Origin of the sequence: Janthinobacterium sp. SUN073, from assembly GCF_030397665.1 — a bacterium.
In the GTDB taxonomy this organism is placed as follows: Bacteria; Pseudomonadota; Gammaproteobacteria; order Burkholderiales; family Burkholderiaceae_D; genus Janthinobacterium.
The window spans coordinates 177,648-196,870 of record NZ_JAPUBT010000011.1 but is presented as its reverse complement, the minus strand read 5'-3'; the positions used below and the strand labels follow the sequence as shown (position 1 = coordinate 196,870).

Genomic DNA, 19,223 nt, shown 5'->3' with positions numbered 1-19,223 from the left:
CCTGATGACCATAGCAAGTTGGTCCCACCCCTTCCCATCCCGAACAGGACCGTGAAACAACTTTGCGCCGATGATAGTGCTGCAACCAGTGTGAAAGTAGGTTATCGTCAGGCTTGTTATTCGAAAAAACCCCCATCGGTGATCCGGTGGGGGTTTTTTTACGTCCGCTGGATTGAGCGATGCCAGCGTTTGCCGGGTTTTTGAAAGGGATATCTTGTCTGCTGTGCATACACTGGAACAATTACACACTGGCCAGCTGGCCGGCGTGCGTCGCCTGACGCTGTCCTGCGGCTTGAGCGACTTCCCCCGTGAGATATTCGACCTGGCCGACAGCCTGGAAATCCTTGATTTGTCGGGCAATGCGCTGTCTTCCCTGCCTGCCGATTTGCCACGGCTGCACAAGCTGCGCATCATTTTTTGCTCGGATAATCTGTTCACCACCTTGCCGACCGTGCTCGGTTCCTGTCCTGCGCTGGAAATGATCGGTTTCAAGGCGAACAGGATCGACCATGTGCCAGCCGCAGCCTTGCCGCCCAGGCTGCGCTGGCTGACCCTGACCGACAATGCCATCGAAGTCTTGCCGGATGAGCTGGGCAAGCGCGGTGCGTTGCAGAAACTCATGCTGGCGGGAAATTGCCTGGCCAGCTTGCCCGCCTCCCTGGCCAATTGCCGCCAGTTGGAACTGGTGCGCATTGCCGCCAACCGTTTCACGGCGCTGCCCGACTGCCTGCTGTCTTTGCCGCGCCTGAGCTGGTTTGCGTACGCGGGTAACCCGTTCACGGAAGTGCGCGAACTGGCGGCCCTGACCGATGCCGGCGCGGCGGGTGTGGCCTGGCCCCGCCTGGCATTGGCGCAGCAGCTGGGCGAGGGCGCATCGGGCGTGATTTACCGTGCCCGCCTCGATGGGCGCGATGATGTCGCTGTCAAAGTGTTCAAGGGGGCGATGACCAGCGACGGCTTGCCGCGCAGCGAAATGGCCGCCTGTGTCGGCGCGGGTGCGCACGCGGGCCTGATTCCCATCCTGGGCACCCTGGACGGGCATCCGCAAGGGGCGCCTGGACTCGTCATGCCGTTCATCGATGCCGCTTTCCGCAACCTGGCGGGACCGCCCAGCCTGGCGTCATGCACGCGCGATGTGTATGCCGATGGCGTGCGCCTTGATGCGCCGCAAGCGCTGGCCATTGCCCATGGCATCGCCTCGGCTGTGTGCCAGTTGCATGCGCGTGGCATCGTGCATGGCGATTTGTATGGCCACAATATCCTGCATGCGGATGGTGGCGCTTGCCTGCTGGGCGACTTTGGTGCGGCGTCCATGTTTGCGCCCGGTACGCCGCAAGGGGACTTGCTGCAGGGTATAGAGGCGCGCGCCTTTGGCGTGCTGCTGGGCGAGTTGATCGCGCATTGCGCGACGCCCTTGCCCGGCCTGCAGGCCATGATGGATGCTTGCCTGCAGGAAGAGGTATTGCGGCGGCCACAGTTCGAGGTGATCGAGCGGGCATTGCGAAACATGCTTCCCGCATAAAAAATGGCGCAGCCTTCGCAGGCTGCGCCATTTTTATTTCAAGCTGAGCATATTCAGCCTTGGACTGCTTTTTCCGGCAGGGCGATCTGGTTGTCGACGCTGAACTGGTAGTCCTTGAAGACGTGTTCGGCCGTCAGGATCTGGTATTCGCCGTTGTCGAGCTTGTGCGTGGTGTCCTTCAGGCGATACGTGTAATGGCCACAGGTCCAGCAGTTGAAGTTGCGCATGTGGGTGCACAGGCACGTCTTGTCCATCACGACGACGGTTTTTTGTTCCGGATGGGCCGCCACTTCGCGGTTGTACGAGTTGATGTACGCGCAATTGCCCGTCGCGTCGAGCAGGTAGCCATACGATTCGCAGCCTGGACGGATGCCGGCGCCGATGGCGGGCGTGTTCTTCAGCATGCGCATCGGGTAGCCCGTCGGCGAGACGCCGTTGACGATGATGTCTTCTTCCGAGGCCTTGTAGTATTCCTGCTTGACCTTGTTTGGCAAGCCGCATTCCTCGGTGACGGTGAAGCGCGTCGCCACTTGCACGCCAGCTGCGCCCGCTTCCAGGAAGGAGACGGCATCGCTGCCCGTGAAAATGCCGCCGGCGGCGATCAGCGGGATATCCAGCTGTTCCGTCTTCAGGTAGGCGAGGATTTCAGCGGTAATCGTGTGCAGGTCGTAATTGGCCCAGTCCATGCCGAAACCCAGGTGGCCGCCGGCCAATGGTCCCTCGACGATGATGAAGTCGGGCAGGCGGTCCAGCTTGGCGTTCTTGCGCAGGAAAATCTGCAGGGCGCGCACGGACGAGACGATGATGCCCAGCTTGGCATCGCGGAAACGCGGATGGTCGGCGATCAGTGCAAACGAGCCGAAGTGCAAGCCGGCCGACAGGGTGATGCCGTCGATGCCCGCATCCAGCGCCGCATTCAGGCGCACGCGCAAGGTTTCACGGGGGCCATTCATGGTCAGCTTTTCCATGCAATTGACGAAAATCAAGCCATCGCCTTTTTTCGCTTCCATGGTGCGGCCGATATGCAGGCGCTGCGCTTCGGCCAGGCGGCCCAGGTCGAACTGCACCACGGCCTTGTCGCTATTATTGATGTTGAACTTGTACAGTTTCGTCTTGTCTTTGACGAAGGTGGTGTCGAAACGGCGATCCGACACGTCTTCCACCATGGCATCGGAGATATGGCCGATACCGTTCAGCCGGGCCGCTTCCAGGGCCAGCTCCGAGGTGGAAATATCCACACCCATTCCGCCTATCATGATGGGCACATATTCTTTTTTGCCAAATCGCAGGCGGAAATCATCAACACGTTTCATTGCTATCCTTAGACTACCGTGGTTATCACTGAGCCAGATGTACGGTCAAGCCCGCTGCCGGTCGGGCGCGCGGGCGCATGTAGCTGTGCGCAGCTTCAATTCTACCCCAAGCGGGCAGGCTCTCCGGGGCGGCTTGCCAGCATGCTGGTGCAAGCGCGGGCCGGATCGCGCGCCGCATCGAAATTAATCGCGGAAATTGTTAAATTCCAGCGGCATGTCGGGCACGTCCTTGCGCAGCATGGTCATGGCCGCCTGCAGGTCGTCGCGCTTGGCGCCCGTGACGCGCACGGCTTCACCCTGGATGCTCGCTTGTACCTTCATCTTGCTGTCCTTGATGACGCGCACGATTTTCTTGGCATCATCCGATTCGATACCATTCTTGATCTTGATGATCTGCTTGACCTTGTCGCCGCCGATCTTCTTGATGTCGCCTTCGTCGAGGAAGCGCACATCGACCTTGCGCTTGGTCAATTTGTTGGTCAGTACGTCGCGCACCTGACTGAGCTGGAATTCCGAGTCCGCAAACGCGGTCAATTCGTTTTCTTTGTGTTCGACGCGGGCGTCGCTGCCCTTGAAGTCGAAGCGGGTCGTGATTTCCTTGTTGGATTGCTCGACGGCATTCTTGACTTCGATCATATCGGCTTCGGAGACTACATCAAATGATGGCATGGTCTGTTCCTTTTCTTGTTAAAGCGAGCGCGCGCTCGGCGCACTGGGCCTTGGCGGCTGATTCTGCGCCATGGGACGGCCCTGTTAAAGATGCGACATTTTAACGGACAACGGGCAAGTCGCCCTTGTCCTGAGGTGGTTTTTTGTCGCTTTCGCTCTATAATCGAGCAAAATTCCCCTATCCCATGCATCCAGAGCTCACCATCGAACATAATTACTCCCTCCAGCGCCTGAATACCTTCGGCATCACGGCCAACGCGGCCGCCTACGTACGCATCACTTCGCAAGCCGAATTGCAGGCCGCGCTGCAAGATCCCGCCTTGTCCGCCATGCCGCGCCTGATACTGGGCGGCGGCAGCAACATCGTCCTCACGGGCGACTTTCCCGGTGCCGTGCTGCACATGGCCACGCGCGGCATGCGCCTGGCGCAGGCGGACTTCGAGACCATCCTCGTCACGGCAGCCGCCGGTGAAAACTGGCACGACTTCGTGCAGTGGACCCTGGCGCAAGGCGTGGGCGGGCTGGAAAACCTGTCGCTGATCCCCGGTACCGTGGGCGCGGCCCCTATCCAGAATATTGGCGCGTATGGCGTTGAAATCAAGGATTATCTGCATAGCGTGAGCGTCATGCACAGCGCCAGCGGCATCGTCTTCGACATGGACCGCGACGCCTGCCGTTTCGCTTACCGCGACAGCATCTTCAAGCAGGCGGACGGGCGCGAGCTGATCGTGCTGGAAGTGACGTTTGCCTTGCCTGCCGAGTGGCAGCCGAACTTGCGCTATGCGGAACTGGCGCAGGCCGTGGCCGAGCGCCATCTTGCCGAACCGACACCGCAACAGGTGGCCGACACGGTGATGGCGATACGCCGGCGTAAATTGCCCGACCCGGCCGTGATCGGCAATGCGGGCAGCTTCTTCAAGAATCCCGTGGTGTCGCGAGAGCAATGTCTTGCCTTGTTGGAACGTTTCCCCACCTTGGTGCACCATGCGCAAGCCGATGGCACGGAAAAACTGGCGGCCGGCTGGCTGATTGATCAGTGTGGCTGGAAGGGAAAAAACCTGGGGCCCGCGGGAGTGTATCCCAAGCAGGCGCTGGTTCTGGTGAATAATGGCGGCGCTCGTGGCGCGGACATTACCCGGCTGGCGGCAGCGATACAGGATGATGTAGAGGCGAAATATGGCGTGCGCCTGTCGCCCGAGCCTGTGTTTGTTTAATTAAGCAAAATGGCAGACGTAATCGAGCGTCTCCAGCGTCTCAATATCAAAATGGCTATTGCCCGGCACCTTGAATTGCGTGCCTGCGGCATAGCTGTTCCACTCCGTCGCGTCGGCCAGGCGGATCTTGCACAGGCCACCGACGATTTCCATCGTTTCCGGCGCGCCCGTGTTGAAGCGCAGCGATGACGGGAAAATCACGCCCACGCTTTTCTTCGTGCCATCGGCCAGGATGACATTGTGCGAGACGCACTTGCCGTCAAAGTAGATATTCGACTTTTTGACGACGCTGACATTGTCCAGTTGTGTGCTCATGCTTCACTTTCCTTCAGTTAAAAATCAGTCTTCGACGTCAGCGGCGCTCAACACGCTGTTGCGTCCGCCGCGCTTGGCCGCGTACAGTGCCTGGTCGGCGCGGTTGATCAGTTGCTCGACCGTCGAGTCCGGGGACGGCACGATGGTGGCCACGCCGATCGAGATGGTGACGATGCCCGAGCTTGTTGCCGGGTTCTCGATCTGCAAGCCCTCCAGGTGACGCCGGCACGCTTCGGCGATCAGCAACGCGCCGGCCGCTTCTGTTTCCGGCAGGATCAGGGCGAATTCCTCGCCGCCATAGCGGGCTGCCAGGTCGGCCGGGCGTTTCAGATGTTCCGTCAGCACGGCGGCGACTTTTTTCAGGCCCAGATCGCCCGCCAGGTGGCCAAAGTGATCGTTATAGCTTTTAAAATGGTCGATATCGCAGAACAGCAAGCTCAGCGGCGTCTTGTCGCGCTGGCCCCGCTGCCATTCGAATTGCAAGGTTTCATCGAAGCGACGGCGGTTGGCGATGCCCGTCAAGCCATCGAGGGCGGCGAGTTTCTGTAATTCAATATTCGCATCGGCCAGGTTTTTTTGGCTTTCGCGCAGGAAGCGAAATGCCTGGTCGCGCTGCAGGCGGCTGATGTGCGCATTGGAATGGTAGCGTATGCGCGCCAGCAATTCCAGGCGGTCCGGCAGTTTCACCACGTAATCATTGGCGCCGACGGCAAAGCTGTGGGCCTTCAGTTTCGGGTCATCCTTGGCCGACAGCACGATCACCGGCACATGCGCCAGCGCCGCGTGTTCGCGGTACAGTTGGATCAGCGCGAAGCCGTCGATGCCCGGCAGCACCAGGTCTTGCAGGATGACGGTCGGTTGCAAGCGCAGCGCCGTGTCCAGCGCCTGCGTGGCGTCGGTCACGTAATGAAACTCGATATCCTGCTGGTCGCTCAGCATGCGCCGGATTGCCTCAGCAATGATCAACTGGTCGTCCACCAGCAGCACGCTGACCTTGAATTCGGTCAATGCGGGCTCATGCAGGGTGAAACTGGAGGAAAATTCTGGCATTGCATTCTTTTCAGATGTTAGGGGAGGACTCCCACCCATTGTTGAGTTTTGCGCCCAGGCGGTTGCGCAGGCTGGCGCCTATTCTATCCAATGGCAGGATTTGCTGCGCTGCATCGAGTTCGGCTGCCGCGCGCGGCATGCCATACACGGCACTGCTGGCCTGGTCTTGCGCTATCGTCGTCTTGCCCGCGCGGCGCATGGCCAGCAAGCCATCGCCGCCATCGCGGCCCATGCCTGTGAGCAACACGCCGATGGCATCGCCGCGCCAGTGCTGTGCCACGCAATGAAAGAAGACATCGACGGAAGGACGGTAAACATAGTCGCGTGGTGCCGCATCGTAACCCAAACGATAATTTTGATCTAGCAGCAGGTGGTCATTGGTCTTGGCGACCAGCACGCTGCCTGCCACCAGTTCGTCGCCCTCGGCGATCACGCGCACCGGCATCTCCAATTGATCGTCCAGCCATTTGGCGAAGTGCGAGGCGAAGGTTTCATCGATATGTTGCACCACCACGATGGCGCAGCCGGGCGGCGCCGTCCAGCCGGACAGCACCTTGGCTACCGCTGACGGCCCGCCCGTCGAGGCGCCGATGGCCAGCAGGGTCGATACCTGGCCGTCGCCCCGTTCGCCGCCATTGCCGTTTGCCTGGCGCGGCGGCGGCGCTTCGGTGCTGTGGCGTATCAGCTTGCCGATGGTCTTGATTTTGGCCAGCAGTTCGCTGTCGCCGCCCACTTCCCCCTGCAGCACGGGCGTGGCCGTGACGTCGAGCGCGCCGGCGCCCAGCGCGCGGAACACCTGGTTGACATTGTCCTGCGGGCGTCCCGTGACCACCAGGATGGCGCACGGGCTTTGCTCCATGATCAGGCGCGTCGCTTCCACGCCATCCATCTCCGGCATGTTCAGGTCCATCAGGATCAGGTCGGGACGGTTGGCCTCGCACATGCGCACGGCCTCCAGTCCCGTGCGGGCGATCCACAGCACCTGGTGCTCCTGCGTGCTGGCCACTACCCGGCGCAGAGCTTCGGCGGCCATGGCGACATCGTTGACAATGGCAATTTTCATGAAGTACGACTCATAAGCGGGCATCTCCTATCAGGTCGGCCACCGCGTCGAGCAAGGTCTCGTCGTGGAAGCTGCCTTTGGTCAGATAATAATCGGCGCCGGCGGACAGGCCGCGCGCGCGGTCTTCCGGGCGGTCCTTGTACGAGACGATCATCACCGGCAGCTTGTGCAGGTGCAGGTCCTTCTTGATCAGCGAGACCAGTTCGATGCCATCCATGCGCGGCATGTCCACGTCGGTGATCACCAGGTCATACTCGCCGCTGCGCACCACGTTCCAGCCGTCGATGCCGTCGATGGCCACGTCGACCTCGAAGCCGCGCGCCAGCAGCAGCTTGCGCTCCATTTCGCGCACCGTCAGCGAATCGTCGACGACGAGGATGCGCTTGGCGCGGCGCTGCTGCGCGTGGCCGGCCTGCGCCAGCTGGTGCAGGCCGCCCTCGTGCAGCAGTTTGTCGATCGATAGCAGCAAATCGGGCACGTCGAGGATCAGCACCGGCTCGCCGTCGTCGAGCAGGGCGGCGGCGGAAATGTCGCGCATCTTGCCAAAGATCGGATCGATGGCCTGCACCGCCAGGCTTTGCTCGCCGCGGATGGCGTCGACCACCAGCGCATAGCTCTGCTTGCCGCGCCCGATCACCACTACTGGCAAATCGTCGGCGCTGCTGGGCGTTTCGCCCAGCTCCAGCACCTGCGCCGCCGACACCAGGCCCAGATGCTCGCCCTTGAGTTCAAAGAATTGCTTGTTTTCCAGGGTATGGATCGCCGCTTGCGGCACGCGCACCACGCTTTCCACCTTGACGATGGGGATGGCGTAGGCCTCGCCCTGGATGTCGATCACCAGCGCGCGCACGATCGACTGCGTCAGCGGCAGGGTAATCAGGGCGCGAAACCCCCGTCCCGGCTCCGATTCCAGGCGCACCGTGCCATTTTGCTGGCGTATCGTCTCGTGCACGATATCGAGGCCCACGCCGCGTCCGGACAACTGGTTGGCCGTCGCTTTCAGGCTGAAGGCGGGCAGGAACAAAAATTCCAGCAGCTCGCCCGGCGACAGCGCGGCGGCCATGGCGGGGCTGGCCATCTTGCGTTCGATGACGGACTGGCGGATTTTTTCCAGGTCGACGCCGCGCCCATCGTCGCTGATCTCGATGCTCAGCATGCCGGCGCGGTGGCGCGCTTCCATGCGTATCGTGCCCATTGCGGCCTTGCCCGCGTCGATGCGCTCGTACGGGCCTTCCATACCATGGTCGATGGCATTCCGGAGCATGTGGTTCAGCGGGCTTTCGATCTTCGCCAGGATGTCGCGGTCGACCAGCGTGTCTTCGCCGTCGATCTCCAGCTGCACTTCCTTGCCCAGGCTGCGCGCCAGGTCGCGCACCATGCGCGGGAACGCGTGGATGCCCTCGCGGAAAGGGCGCATGCGCAGGGCCAGCACTTCGTCGACCATGCCTTGCGAGACGGCCAGCAGGCGCCGCTCATAGGTTTCGATGTCGGCGATGTGCTCGAGCATGAACTGCTTCAGGGGCTGCGTCTTGTGCAGCGCCAGCAGGGATTTTTCCATCAGGCCCGGGTCGCCCGAGCGGGCAATGGCCTCATGCAGCTGTTCGATGGCGGAAAACAGGCTGCTCTGGTTGCGCTTGAAGCGCTGCAGGGCGCCGATGAACGGGTGCATCTGGTGCGCATTGATGCGCGATTCGCTGGCCAGCGACAGCAGTTTGTCGAAGTTTTGCGCCTGGGCCTTGGCTGGTGCGCCGGCACGCGGTGCGGGCGCGGCTGCCGACTCCACTTCCTCGCCCGCCAGGCCGCCGGCCACCGTCGCTTGTAGTTCGGCGGGAAGCGACGGCACAGGCGAAGGCAGCGAGGGCAGGGCCGGCAGCTCCGGCAGCTCGGCGATGCCGGCGATGGCGTTCAGGGTCTGGTCGATCTGCGTCGCATTGGCGGCCAGCCACGCTTCGGCGCCCGCATCGTCCAGGCGTGACAGCTGCACGATCAGGTCGACGCCCGACAGCAACACGTCGACCCGCTCCGGCGTGAGTTTCAAGCGGCCATGCTGGGCGGCGACAAAGCTGTCTTCCATGCCGTGCGCCAGTTGCACCACCACTTGCAGGCCGACGATGGCGGCCGCGCCCTTGATCGAGTGCGCCGCGCGCATCATCGATTCGACGGCGGCCGCGTCGCCCGCATGGCGCTCCATGGCCAGCAAGCCATCGGTGAGAATCTGGGTCTGGCTGTCCGCCTCCATGCGGAACAGGTCCAGCATGGAAAAGGCACTCAGGTCGCCGTGCTGGTCCTGGCTCATCGTAATAGTCTCGCAAGTTGAAAGCCGATCAGCGCCGTGTCCAGGCAGCCGATGCGCATGTCGCCCTCGGTGATGACACCAGACAGATAGCGCGACAGGCCCTTGTTGATGGTGGCCGCAGGCGCTTGCACGGTGCTTGAGGCGTAGCGCACGATGCCGTGCAGGTCGGCCACGGGCAGCGCGTAGGCTTGCTCTTCCCAGCGCATCAGCAGCAGGCGCGCAAAGGTGTGGCGGCCGCGGGCCGGCGGCGCACCCTGTTCGTCGATGCCCAGCAAACTGGCCAGCGACATGCACGGATACAGCTTGCCGCCGATATTGACGATGCCAGACAGGCCGCGCCCGCTGCGGTGCGGCAGCACGTGCGGTTTAGCCTGCGGCGCGACGGCGTCGAACACGCGCGTGGGCAGCGCCAGCCATTCGCGGCCGATGCGAAACACCAGCGCCGAGCTGTCGCGCACTTCGCCGCCCGTATCGATCTGGCGGAAGTGGCTGGCCCAGTCGCGCTGGTAATGTGCGTCCACGGGCCGCTGCAGGTTGCGCTGGGCGGCGCCCGCATACACGTCGCAATTGCGGCAATGCACGTTGGCTGGCAGCTTGGGGCAGCTCTGGTCGCCGACCACGCCGATATGGTTCCAGCAGTCGTCGATGGCGGCGGGGGACTCGGTGGCGATGAGGTTGGTCATGCTTGCCCCTTAGTTGGACGCCTGGCGGCGCTGGTAGATGCGCGCCGCGCGCGCCTTCAGGGTTGCGGCGGCCGTGTGGTTGCCATTGCGTTCGGCCAGCAGGGACAGGTGGCACAGCGCCTCGTAATGGTCCGGCTGCAAATAGATGCAGCGGCGCCAGTAATCGTCGGCCAGGTCCATCTTGCCGGCCAGTTCATTGATCATACCCAGCATGAAATACGCTTCCGCCGCCTCGGGCACGCGCGCCAGGTGGGCGTGGCATTTTTCGCCCGCCTCGCGCAACTGGCCACGGTCGGCCAGCAGGCGCGCTTCGGCCAGCAGATCCGCAGGTGGCTGCGGCGCCTGCACCGGTACGGGGCGCGGACGCGCCACAGGAGCAGGGACGGCGCGCGTCGGCGCGGGCCGTGGCGCGGGCGGCACGCTGCGCAGCGCGCGCGTCGGCGGCAGGGCGGCCACCTGGATCACGGCGGCCGGTGGCGTGGCTTCCTTTTTCAGCGCGAAGGCCTGGCGGAACTGCAGCGGTGCAAAGCCGTTCTGGCAGAACGACGGCACTTCCGCATAGCCGGCCAGCAGCATGCCGTCGTCGGCCAGCAGGGCGGACAGGTTGGCGATGGCCGCGCGCGTGGTCGGCTTGTCGAAGTAGATCAGCAGGTTGCGGCAAAAGATGACGTCGTAGTGGCGGCTATAGGTGGCGGTATCGAACTGCAGCAAATTGCCCTGCCTGAAGGTCACCTGTTCGCGCAAGGCGTCGATGATGCGGTAGGCGTCGTCGGCCACGTGCGTGAAATAGCGCTCGCGGAAGGCCACGTCCTGCGCGCGGAAGGCATTGCGGCCATACACGCCCGCTTGCGCACGCTCGATGCAGCCGGGACTGAGGTCATACGCGTCGATGCTGAACGCCTGTTTCGGCACGCCGCCGTCGCGCAGCGCCATGGCCATCGAATACGGTTCCTCGCCGCCCGCGCACGGGATCGACAGGATGCGCGTGGCGCGTCCCCGCGCCCAGCGTTCCTGCACCAGTTCGACGGTGGCGTAAAACGCCTGCGGGTCGCGGAACAGCCACGATTCCGGTACCACCACCAGTTCGATCAGCTGCGTCATTTCGGCCGGCGTGAGCGCCTGCAGGTAGGCTGCACTATCGCCAAAGCCCGTTTGCTCCATGCGCTGGCCCACGGCCCGCTCGGCCACGGCTTTGGAGACGGACAGGCCGGTCACGCGGCGCAGCAGGGCTTGTGCCGTCATGCCGCGCTCGCGTCTTGAAACAGCAGCGCACGCACGTCGGGCGGCAGCAGGTGTGCCAGCTCGACCAGCTGCACGATGCCGTCGGCGTCGCTGGCCACCTGGCCCAGGAACGGCGCCGTCGCCACGCCGCTGTCTTCAAGCTGTTGCGGGTCGATGTCGGCGATGCCGCGCACCTGCGAGGCCATCAAGCCCAGCGCATGGGTGGCGCCGCCAGGCGCGCGGTAGTCGACGATGACGATGCGCGTGTCGAACTGCGCGGCGGCGGCCGGCAGCCCGGCCAGGCGCGACAGGTCGATCACGGGCACGGGCGTGCCGTGCAAGTCCATCAGGCCGGCCACATAGTCTGGCGTGAGCGGCAACTGTTTCAGTTCCAGCAGCGGCAGCACGCGCACGATGCCGGCCAGGGGCAGGCCATAGCGGTCGCGTCCGATGTGAAAGAGCAGCACTTTCATGGGGTCAGATGTTGACGGCGAAGGTCGACACGCTCGACTGCAGGTCGCCCGCCGCATATTGCAGCTGGTGCACCGCCTCGCTGGTGGCTTTCAATGACTCCACCGTTTGCTGGGTGGCGTCGTTGAGCTGCATCATGGTGTCGGAAATCTGCGAGGCGCCTATCGCTTGCGATTGCATGCCTTGCAGTACGGCATCGAATTGCGGCGTGAGCTTTTGCACCTGGTCCATCACGGACGACAGCTGCTCGGCCACTTGCCGCACTTCGCCCACGCTGCGGCGAATTTCCTCGGAAAATTTATCCATACCCATCACGCTGGCCGACACGGCCGACTGCATTTCCTTGAGCATTTGCTCGATATCCCAGGTGGAAACAGAGGTCTGGTCGGCCAGGCGGCGAATTTCAGTTGCCACCACGGAGAAGCCGCGGCCCGCTTCGCCCGCCTTTTCCGCCTCGATGGCGGCGTTCAGCGAGAGGATATTGGTCTGGTCTGCCACCTTGGTGATGGTGATCAGCACGCTATTGATATTGCTGGCCTTTTCCGACAGGGCGGCCAGCTTGGCGTTGATGGAATCGGTGGCCGAGACCATGTGCTGCATGGTCGAATCCATGCGCTTGAGGTTGTTTTGCGCTTCGGCCGTGGCATTCGTCGTGTAGTCGGCCACGGCCGTGGCGTCTTCCATGGTTTTGAGCAACTGGCTCGTGTTGGCCGAAATTTCCTTGGTGGTGCTGAGGATTTCCACGCTGGTTTGCGCCTGCTCGATGCCGGTCGCTTCCTGCTGGCGTGCCGAGGCGGCGATTTCCGTGGCCGACGTCGTGACCTGGATGCCGGCCTTTTGCACATTGTTGAGCAGGCTGCGCAGGTTCTCGAACATCTTCGCCAGGCCGTTGCCCAGCTGGCCGATGGCATCGCTGCCCGTGATGCCGACCTTGCCCGTCAGGTCGCCCGAGGCCGCTTTTGAGACCACTTCCAGCAGCGAATCGACCTTGGCGCGCAAGGTATTCGTGGCCGCCAGTTCATTGGCCTGGTTGTCCTGGATGGTTTGCGCCATGCGGTTGAATTCTTCCGTGACCTTGCCCAGCTCGTCGCGCGAGAGGATGGCGGCGCGCGCGTTCTGCTCGCCGCCGGCGATGCGCCCGACGGCATCGGTCAGGTTGTTCAGCGGACCGAGGATGGAACGGCCCAACAGGAAGGAAATGCCCAGCGCCAGCACCACGCACAGCAAGCCGCCCAAGGCCAGGGTCAGCATCATGGTTTCCTGCAATTTTGTCGTGTTGGCCGTGCGCTCGGCCAGCAAGCGGGACTCTTCGGCAGCGACTTCATCGAGCAGCTTGTTCGCTTGCGCGACGGCGGGGTAGCCGGTCGGCGGCATGCTGCGCGCCACCGCTTCCGTGGCGCCCGGGCCATTGCCCAGCGCACGGCGTTTTTCGATCAGCGGATTGATCCAGTCCTTGACCCAGGTCGTGGTCAGCTGGTCGATCTTGCGGAAGCGTTCCGACTGCTGCTTGTTGTCGACCGTCATGGCGATGGCTTTTTGCGTGTGCTGGCTCAGCACCTCCGTTTCATCCGTTTCCGGCGTCAGCGAGGCTTCGTTGCCGGTCAGGATGAACCCGCGCACCTCCACCTGGATTTGCAGGATGGAATTGTGGATCTTGTCGATCTCGACCAGCACGTCCATCGTGTGGCGGTCCCATGCATTGGCTTCCGACAGGCGCGAAAAGCTGTTGTAGGCGACGCCCAGCAGGATCAGGATGATGGCCACGATGGAGCCGAAGCCCAGGTACAGTTTATTCTTGATACTCAGGTCTTTGAACATGGTGGCTCCGGAAGCGGGAAGTTTCGACTAAATTGCACTGTAGCATTTTGCCACGGGGACAGCAAAACGGGGGGCAATCCAGGGGGGCGCAGGGGAGTAAATCACGGACGAGTGCGTTCCAGACGTAAAAAAGCCGCCCGTGGGCGGCTTGGGTTGGCGCGGGAGGGGTTGCCTCCCGGCAGGGGATTACTTCTGGCCGCGTTTTTCGCGGGCGATGGCGGCGATGCGCATGCGCAAGGCGTTCAGCTTGATGAAGCCGCCGGCGTCGGCCTGGTTGTAGGCGCCGCCATCTTCGTCGAAGGTGGCGATGTTCATGTCGAACAGCGAATCCGTTTTCGAATCGCGCGAGACGACGATGACATTGCCCTTATACAGCTTGATGCGTACCCAGCCGTTCACGGTTTCCTGCGTGTGGTCGATCAGGGTTTGCAGTGCAACGCGCTCGGGCGCCCACCAGTAACCGTTGTAGATCATCGACGCGTAGCGCGGCATCAGGTCATCTTTCAGGTGGGCCACTTCGCGGTCCAGGGTGATCGATTCGATGGCGCGGTGGGCTTTGAGCATGATGGTGCCGCCCGGGGTTTCATAGCAGCCGCGCGATTTCATGCCGACGTAGCGGTTTTCCACCAGGTCCAGGCGTCCCACGCCATGCTTGCCGCCCACTTTGTTCAGTTCGGCCAGCACGGTGGCGGGCGACATGCGCACGCCGTTGATGGCGACGATGTCGCCTTTTTCGTATTCGATGTCCAGGTATTCCGCTTCGTCCGGCGCCTTTTCAGGGCTGACGGTCCAGCGCCACATGGTCTCTTCCGCTTCGGCGCTCGGGTTTTCCAGGTGACGGCCTTCAAAGCTGATATGCAGCAAGTTGGCGTCCATCGAGTACGGCGCGCCGCCGTTCTTGTGCTTCATGTCGATGTCGATGCCGGCGTCTTCCGCGTACTTCAGCAGTTTTTCGCGCGACAGCAGGTCCCATTCGCGCCATGGGGCGATGATTTTCACGCCAGGTTTGAGCGCGTAGGCGCCCAGTTCGAAACGCACCTGGTCGTTGCCCTTGCCGGTCGCGCCGTGCGAGATGGCGTCGGCGCCGGTGGCGTTGGCGATTTCGATCAGGCGCTTGGCGATCAGCGGACGGGCGATCGAGGTGCCCAGCAGGTATTCGCCTTCGTACACGGTGTTGGCGCGGAACATCGGGAAGACGAAATCGCGCACGAATTCTTCGCGTACGTCTTCGATATGGATGTTTTCCGGCTTGATGCCGAATTTGATGGCCTTGGCGCGCGCCGGTTCCAGTTCTTCGCCCTGGCCCAGGTCGGCCGTGAAGGTGACGATTTCGCACTGGTAGTTATCTTGCAGCCATTTCAGGATGACGGAGGTGTCGAGTCCGCCGGAATAGGCCAGGACTACTTTTTTAATGTCGCTCATATTGCTTCCAGTTGTCGTTGTCGATGTATGTATTGCGATGCTGCCAGAATGGTTGCAGTGCCTGGCGAATTAGTTGATTTTACCCAGTAACAGGTATTCGATCAGCGCTTTTTGCACGTGCAGGCGGTTTTCCGCCTCGTCCCACACCACCGATTGCGGGCCGTCGATCACCTCGGCGGCCACTTCCTCGCCGCGGTGGGCGGGCAGGCAGTGCATGAACAGCGCGTCGGGCGCGGCGCGGGCCATCTTCGCGCCATCGACGATCCAGCCGTCGAAGGCGGCAATGCGGGCCGCGTTTTCCGCTTCGTAACCCATGCTGGTCCACACGTCCGTGTTGACCAGGTGCGCGCCTTCGCAGGCGTCGGATGGATTGGCGAAGAAGGTGTAGCGCTCGGTCTTGACTTGCGCCAGGTCAATGTCGTAGCCCTTCGGCGTCGACACGTTGACGTGGAAGCCGAACACTTCGGCCGCTTGCAGCCACGAGTACAGCATGTTGTTGGCGTCGCCGATCCAGGCGACGACCTTGCCGGTGATCGAGCCGCGGTGTTCGATGTAGGTGAAGATGTCGGCAAACACCTGGCACGGGTGGTGTTCATTGGTCAGTCCATTGATCACCGGCACGCGCGAGTTGGCGGCGAAACGCTCGATGATTTCCTGGCCAAACGTGCGCACCATGATGATGTCGCACATGCGCGACATGACCTGGCCCGCGTCTTCCACCGGCTCGCCGCGCCCCAATTGGGAATCGCGCGTGTTCAGGTAGATGGCGGCGCCGCCCAGCTGGTGCATGCCGGCTTCGAACGACAATCGCGTGCGGGTGGAGTTCTTTTCAAAGACCATCACCAGGGTGCGGTCGATCAGTGGATGGTAGATTTCGTAATTCTTGAACTTGCGCTTGATCAGATGGGCGCGTTCGATCACATATTCATACTCTTCCAACGTGAAATCGGAGAACTGGAGGTAGTGCTTGATCGGTTTTTTTGTCGACATAATGACCACTTGAAGATGCGCAGGCCGCCGGCGGCGTGCCTTTCCCGCCGGGTTGCATCAGCGTACAACATCTCGTCTGATGGCTGCCTCGCCCGGCGCGCTGCTGTGTTGATCGGTGCCCGTGCCTGTTTGTCGCGCGGGTCGATGCGGTTTGCCAAGTTGTAAATCATGCAATGGCAGGGACTTCAGCCATTCAATTATAAGGGTTTTGCTTTTAGATTGGAAAGACTGGCCGGACGGGTACTTGTGTAGACAAGTGGCCGCGTCCAGCCAGGCTCTTGCCGGCTCAATAGATGTTGGCCGGGGTGGCCGCATCGATCTGCGGCGCCAGCAGGGGCAGATCGAGCGTGAAACGCGTACCGGAGGAGCTGCTGGCCACCTGGATGGTGCCGCCCAGCAAGGCCGTGACGATGTTGTAGCTGATCGACAAACCCAGGCCGCTGCCGCCCTGGCCCAGCTTGGTAGTAAAGAAGGGGTCGAAGATGCGCGACAGATGCTGTTCGGCGATGCCGCCGCCATTGTCGGCAAAGACGATCTGCACGCGCGCCCCATCGAGCGTGGCGGACAGGCGCATGCAGCCCGCGCCGGCGCCGCCATTGTTGGGCGCGGGAGCGAACGCGTGCAGCAGGGCGTTGTTGATCAGGTTGGTGACCACCTGGCCGAACGGGCCCGGATAGCTGTCCATGGCGATGCCGAATGCGATGTCCGTCTCGATGCGGTGGCCCGAGCTGCGGATGCGGTTCATGACGGTGGCGATGATTTCATTGCTCACCTGTTGCAGGTCAAACTGGCGCCGCTGTTCGGTGGTGCGGTCGACGGCCACCTGCTTGAAGCTGTTGACCAGGTCGGCCGCACTGTGCAAGCCGCGCATCACCAGCGCCGACGCCTTGCCCGCATCCTCGATGAAGGCGGCCAGGTCCGAGCGGCGCAGGCCGGGACCGTTCATCATGCGTTCCACGTCTTCCGTCTTTTGCTGCATGGTGCTGGCGATCAACAGACTGTTGCCGATCGGGGTATTGAGTTCATGCGCCACGCCGGCCATCAGGGAACCGAGGGCGGCAAGTTTTTCCTGCGACACCAGTTGCGCCTGGGCATCTTGCAGCTGCCGGTAGGCGCTGGCATTGTCGAGCGCGATGGCGCCATACGCGCACAGGGTGCGGAAGATCAGCCGCTCGCGTTCGCCGTAGGCATGGGCATGGCAAGCCTGCACCGTCATCACGCCCAGCACGCGCTCGCCCACCGTCAAGGGCACGTACAGCACGCTCTGGTTATGCAGGGTGCCGGGCACGGTGTAGGCGTGGCGTTTGGGCGGTACCTGGTCGATATACACTTCGCGCCGGCCTAGCAGGCAGCGCACGGAGTAGGCGCGTGGATTGCTCAGTGGAATGGCGTTGTCGGGCAGGGGACGGCCCGCTTCCATGCCGTGCGCGCGGCGCAGCGCCGTGCCTGCCGCATCGAGCATGTAGACGGCGAAGGTGTTAACTGGCAGCAAGGCATGCACGTGGCGGTCCAGCACCTGGAACACGGCGCTGGCGTCCAGGTGGGTGGTGATTTCCTGGCCGATGGCCGACAGCCGTTCCAGGGTGTCGCTGGTCTGTTGCAGCACTTCGGCGCGGCGCGCTTCGGAGGCGGCCAGTTCGCGGTGGTGATAGCCTTCCGAGCGCGCATGTTCCGTCTGGTGGTAGACCTGCATGGCGGTGGCGCGGTTGCTGGCTTGCTGGGTGTGGCTTTTTTCGCGCGCCACGCCCGCAGCGAGGGCGATATCGTAGGCGCGCGCATAGTCGCCTGCATGCGCGTATTCGCGCGCCAGCGCATCGAGCAGTTCGCCGGGCGGCACATAGCCGTCGATGGAAGCGGCTACCTGCAGCGCCTGGTGCAGGAAATGCAGGGCCGGATTGCGTTCCTGCATGCCTGCCGGCGGCGGCAGCTCGTGGCGCGCATGCAGCATGGACAAGACGCGTAGCGCCGCCACCTGGTGCATGGCGTCGCCCTGCGCCGTGGCCAGCTGGCGCGCCCGCTCGGCTGCCTGCAACGCTTCGTCCGGGCGGTCCAGGTAGGACAGCGCGTGGGCGCTGCCGCGCTGCGCCATGCTGCGGAAATCTGCCTGGCCCAGCGCTTCGGCGCGCTGCGCCAGGCGGCTGAAGGCGTCGAGCGCCGTGTCGTAGTCGCCCTTGTCCAGACTCAGTTCGCCCAGGTGGAACAGCGCGTTGGCATACGTGCGCGCACCCGACACGGGCGCCAGGATGTGCAGCGCTTCGCGCAGCAAGTCTTCGGCGGCGGCCAGGCGTCCCAGCTTGCGCATGGTTTCGGCCGTATGCGTCTGGCAGGCGCCGATGCTGCGCGGCCAGCCGGTGGGGCGCGCGAGGTCCAGCGCGCACTGCATCCATTCGAGGGCCGATTCGTTGTCGTTAAGGCTGGAGAAACAGTCCCCGATATTGATGGCGGCCGTGATGGCACCGCGCAGCTGACCGCTTTCCAGCGCCGCTTCATAGCTTTGCATGTAGTGGCCGGCAGCCGCGCCCAGGTCGCGCGACGTATGCGCCAGCAAGCCACGGAAGTCATGCACCCAGGCGGCCAGCGGCGCAGGCAGCTTGCCGCTGGCGCTGTCGGCCTGGAAGTGCTTGCCCCAGCGCGCTTGCGCGGCTGGCGCATCGCGCAAGACGGCCCAGCGCGCCGAGGCCGCGTCGGCCAGGCGGGCGCGCATCGCATCGCCGGCGCCGCGCGCTTGCTCCGCCGCGGCCAGCAGTTCGGCATCGCAACGGGCATGGTCGCCCCGGTCGACGGCGATCGAGGACAGCAGCCAGTGGGCGTCGGCGCAGCCGACGGCGTCGCCGTGCGCGTCGCAGGTGGCGCGTGCCGCCATGGCCAGGCTTTCCGCGGAGTCGAGCGCGCCTTGCAGCCACGCTACTTCCGCCTGCACCAGTTGCAGGCGCGCGCGCGCCTTTTCCAGTGCTGCCGCTTCCTGGCCGCCCAGCGGCAGCAGCAGGTGCGCTTCCTCGCTCAGTTGAATTGCTCTAGTGCAATCACGCTGGCGCAAATGCCAGGACAGCAACAGCAGCAGCGGTACGCGCCCGGCGCCGCGCAACGGCAGCAATGCGCTTTCCCACTGCGCTACGTCATGTTCGAGCGCGAACATTTCCATTCAAGCATTCTCCCCGCCAACAGTAGCGCCAGCC

Annotated in this window: 15 protein-coding genes and 1 rRNA gene; 3 read left to right on the top strand and 13 right to left on the bottom strand. The window is 63.1% G+C overall.

All coding sequences use genetic code 11. The features are described 5' to 3' along the window. Both rrf and O0882_RS24305 read left to right on the top strand, forming a co-directional pair. Positions 1–113: ribosomal RNA gene (gene rrf, locus O0882_RS24310) — 5S ribosomal RNA — on the top strand. A gap of 110 nt (positions 114–223) precedes the next feature. Continuing rightward, positions 224–1,522: a leucine-rich repeat-containing protein kinase family protein gene (locus tag O0882_RS24305; RefSeq protein WP_289952249.1), complete on the top strand. Its 1,299-nt coding sequence runs from the start codon at positions 224–226 to the stop codon at positions 1,520–1,522. Positions 1,523–1,575: 53 nt separating this feature from the next. On the opposite strand, the gene O0882_RS24300 is transcribed toward O0882_RS24305, so the two are convergent. Together O0882_RS24300 and O0882_RS24295 are read right to left on the bottom strand one after the other, a co-directional pair. Beyond that, entirely contained in the window at positions 1,576–2,835 is a 1,260-nt protein-coding gene (locus O0882_RS24300) for a nitronate monooxygenase (RefSeq protein ID WP_071078790.1), read from the bottom strand. Positions 2,836–3,018: 183 nt separating this feature from the next. Beyond that, the gene (locus O0882_RS24295; RefSeq protein ID WP_010396032.1) at positions 3,019–3,504 is read right to left on the bottom strand and encodes a YajQ family cyclic di-GMP-binding protein; all 486 of its coding nucleotides are present in this window, start codon (positions 3,502–3,504) and stop codon (positions 3,019–3,021) included. A gap of 185 nt (positions 3,505–3,689) precedes the next feature. On the opposite strand from O0882_RS24295, the gene murB reads away from it, so the two are divergent. Then, positions 3,690–4,718: a UDP-N-acetylmuramate dehydrogenase gene (gene murB / locus O0882_RS24290; RefSeq protein ID WP_289952242.1), complete on the top strand. Its 1,029-nt coding sequence runs from the start codon at positions 3,690–3,692 to the stop codon at positions 4,716–4,718. Here the strand turns inward: murB and O0882_RS24285 are convergent, their stop codons facing one another. The 11 genes from O0882_RS24285 to O0882_RS24235 form a co-directional block, all read right to left on the bottom strand. Next, positions 4,719–5,033: a pyrimidine/purine nucleoside phosphorylase gene (locus O0882_RS24285; RefSeq protein ID WP_289952241.1), complete on the bottom strand. Its 315-nt coding sequence runs from the start codon at positions 5,031–5,033 to the stop codon at positions 4,719–4,721. Between the two features lie 24 nt (positions 5,034–5,057). Next, complete coding sequence (locus tag O0882_RS24280) at positions 5,058–6,083, bottom strand: diguanylate cyclase (RefSeq protein WP_289952238.1); 1,026 nt, start codon at positions 6,081–6,083, stop codon at positions 5,058–5,060. Between the two features lie 10 nt (positions 6,084–6,093). After that, on the bottom strand, positions 6,094–7,146 hold the full coding sequence (cheB, locus tag O0882_RS24275; RefSeq protein ID WP_289952237.1) for a chemotaxis-specific protein-glutamate methyltransferase CheB: 1,053 nt from the start codon (positions 7,144–7,146) through the stop codon (positions 6,094–6,096). Positions 7,147–7,156: 10 nt separating this feature from the next. Continuing rightward, the gene (locus tag O0882_RS24270; RefSeq protein WP_289952236.1) at positions 7,157–9,442 is read right to left on the bottom strand and encodes a hybrid sensor histidine kinase/response regulator; all 2,286 of its coding nucleotides are present in this window, start codon (positions 9,440–9,442) and stop codon (positions 7,157–7,159) included. Beyond that, complete coding sequence (locus O0882_RS24265; RefSeq protein WP_289952233.1) at positions 9,439–10,125, bottom strand: chemotaxis protein CheW; 687 nt, start codon at positions 10,123–10,125, stop codon at positions 9,439–9,441. The genes O0882_RS24270 and O0882_RS24265 overlap by 4 nt, the downstream gene beginning before the upstream one ends. A 9-nt stretch (positions 10,126–10,134) precedes the next feature. After that, a complete protein-coding gene (locus O0882_RS24260) occupies positions 10,135–11,367 on the bottom strand; it encodes a protein-glutamate O-methyltransferase CheR (RefSeq protein ID WP_289952231.1) in 1,233 nt (410 codons plus the stop codon). Then, positions 11,364–11,819, bottom strand: coding sequence for a chemotaxis protein CheW (locus tag O0882_RS24255; RefSeq protein WP_289952229.1), 456 nt, complete (start codon positions 11,817–11,819; stop codon positions 11,364–11,366). Before O0882_RS24255 ends, O0882_RS24260 begins: the two co-directional genes overlap by 4 nt. 4 nt (positions 11,820–11,823) lie before the next feature. Continuing rightward, entirely contained in the window at positions 11,824–13,635 is a 1,812-nt protein-coding gene (locus O0882_RS24250) for a methyl-accepting chemotaxis protein (protein ID WP_289952227.1), read from the bottom strand. Positions 13,636–13,821: 186 nt separating this feature from the next. Continuing rightward, positions 13,822–15,057: an argininosuccinate synthase gene (locus O0882_RS24245; protein WP_100876093.1), complete on the bottom strand. Its 1,236-nt coding sequence runs from the start codon at positions 15,055–15,057 to the stop codon at positions 13,822–13,824. A 69-nt stretch (positions 15,058–15,126) separates the two neighbouring features. Then, the gene (argF, locus tag O0882_RS24240) at positions 15,127–16,047 is read right to left on the bottom strand and encodes an ornithine carbamoyltransferase (protein WP_289952225.1); all 921 of its coding nucleotides are present in this window, start codon (positions 16,045–16,047) and stop codon (positions 15,127–15,129) included. A 286-nt stretch (positions 16,048–16,333) separates the two neighbouring features. Continuing rightward, positions 16,334–19,189 carry an ATP-binding protein gene (locus O0882_RS24235; RefSeq protein ID WP_289952223.1) on the bottom strand — a complete coding sequence of 952 codons (2,856 nt, stop codon included), beginning with the start codon at positions 19,187–19,189 and terminating at the stop codon, positions 16,334–16,336. Positions 19,190–19,223 lie beyond the last annotated feature (34 nt).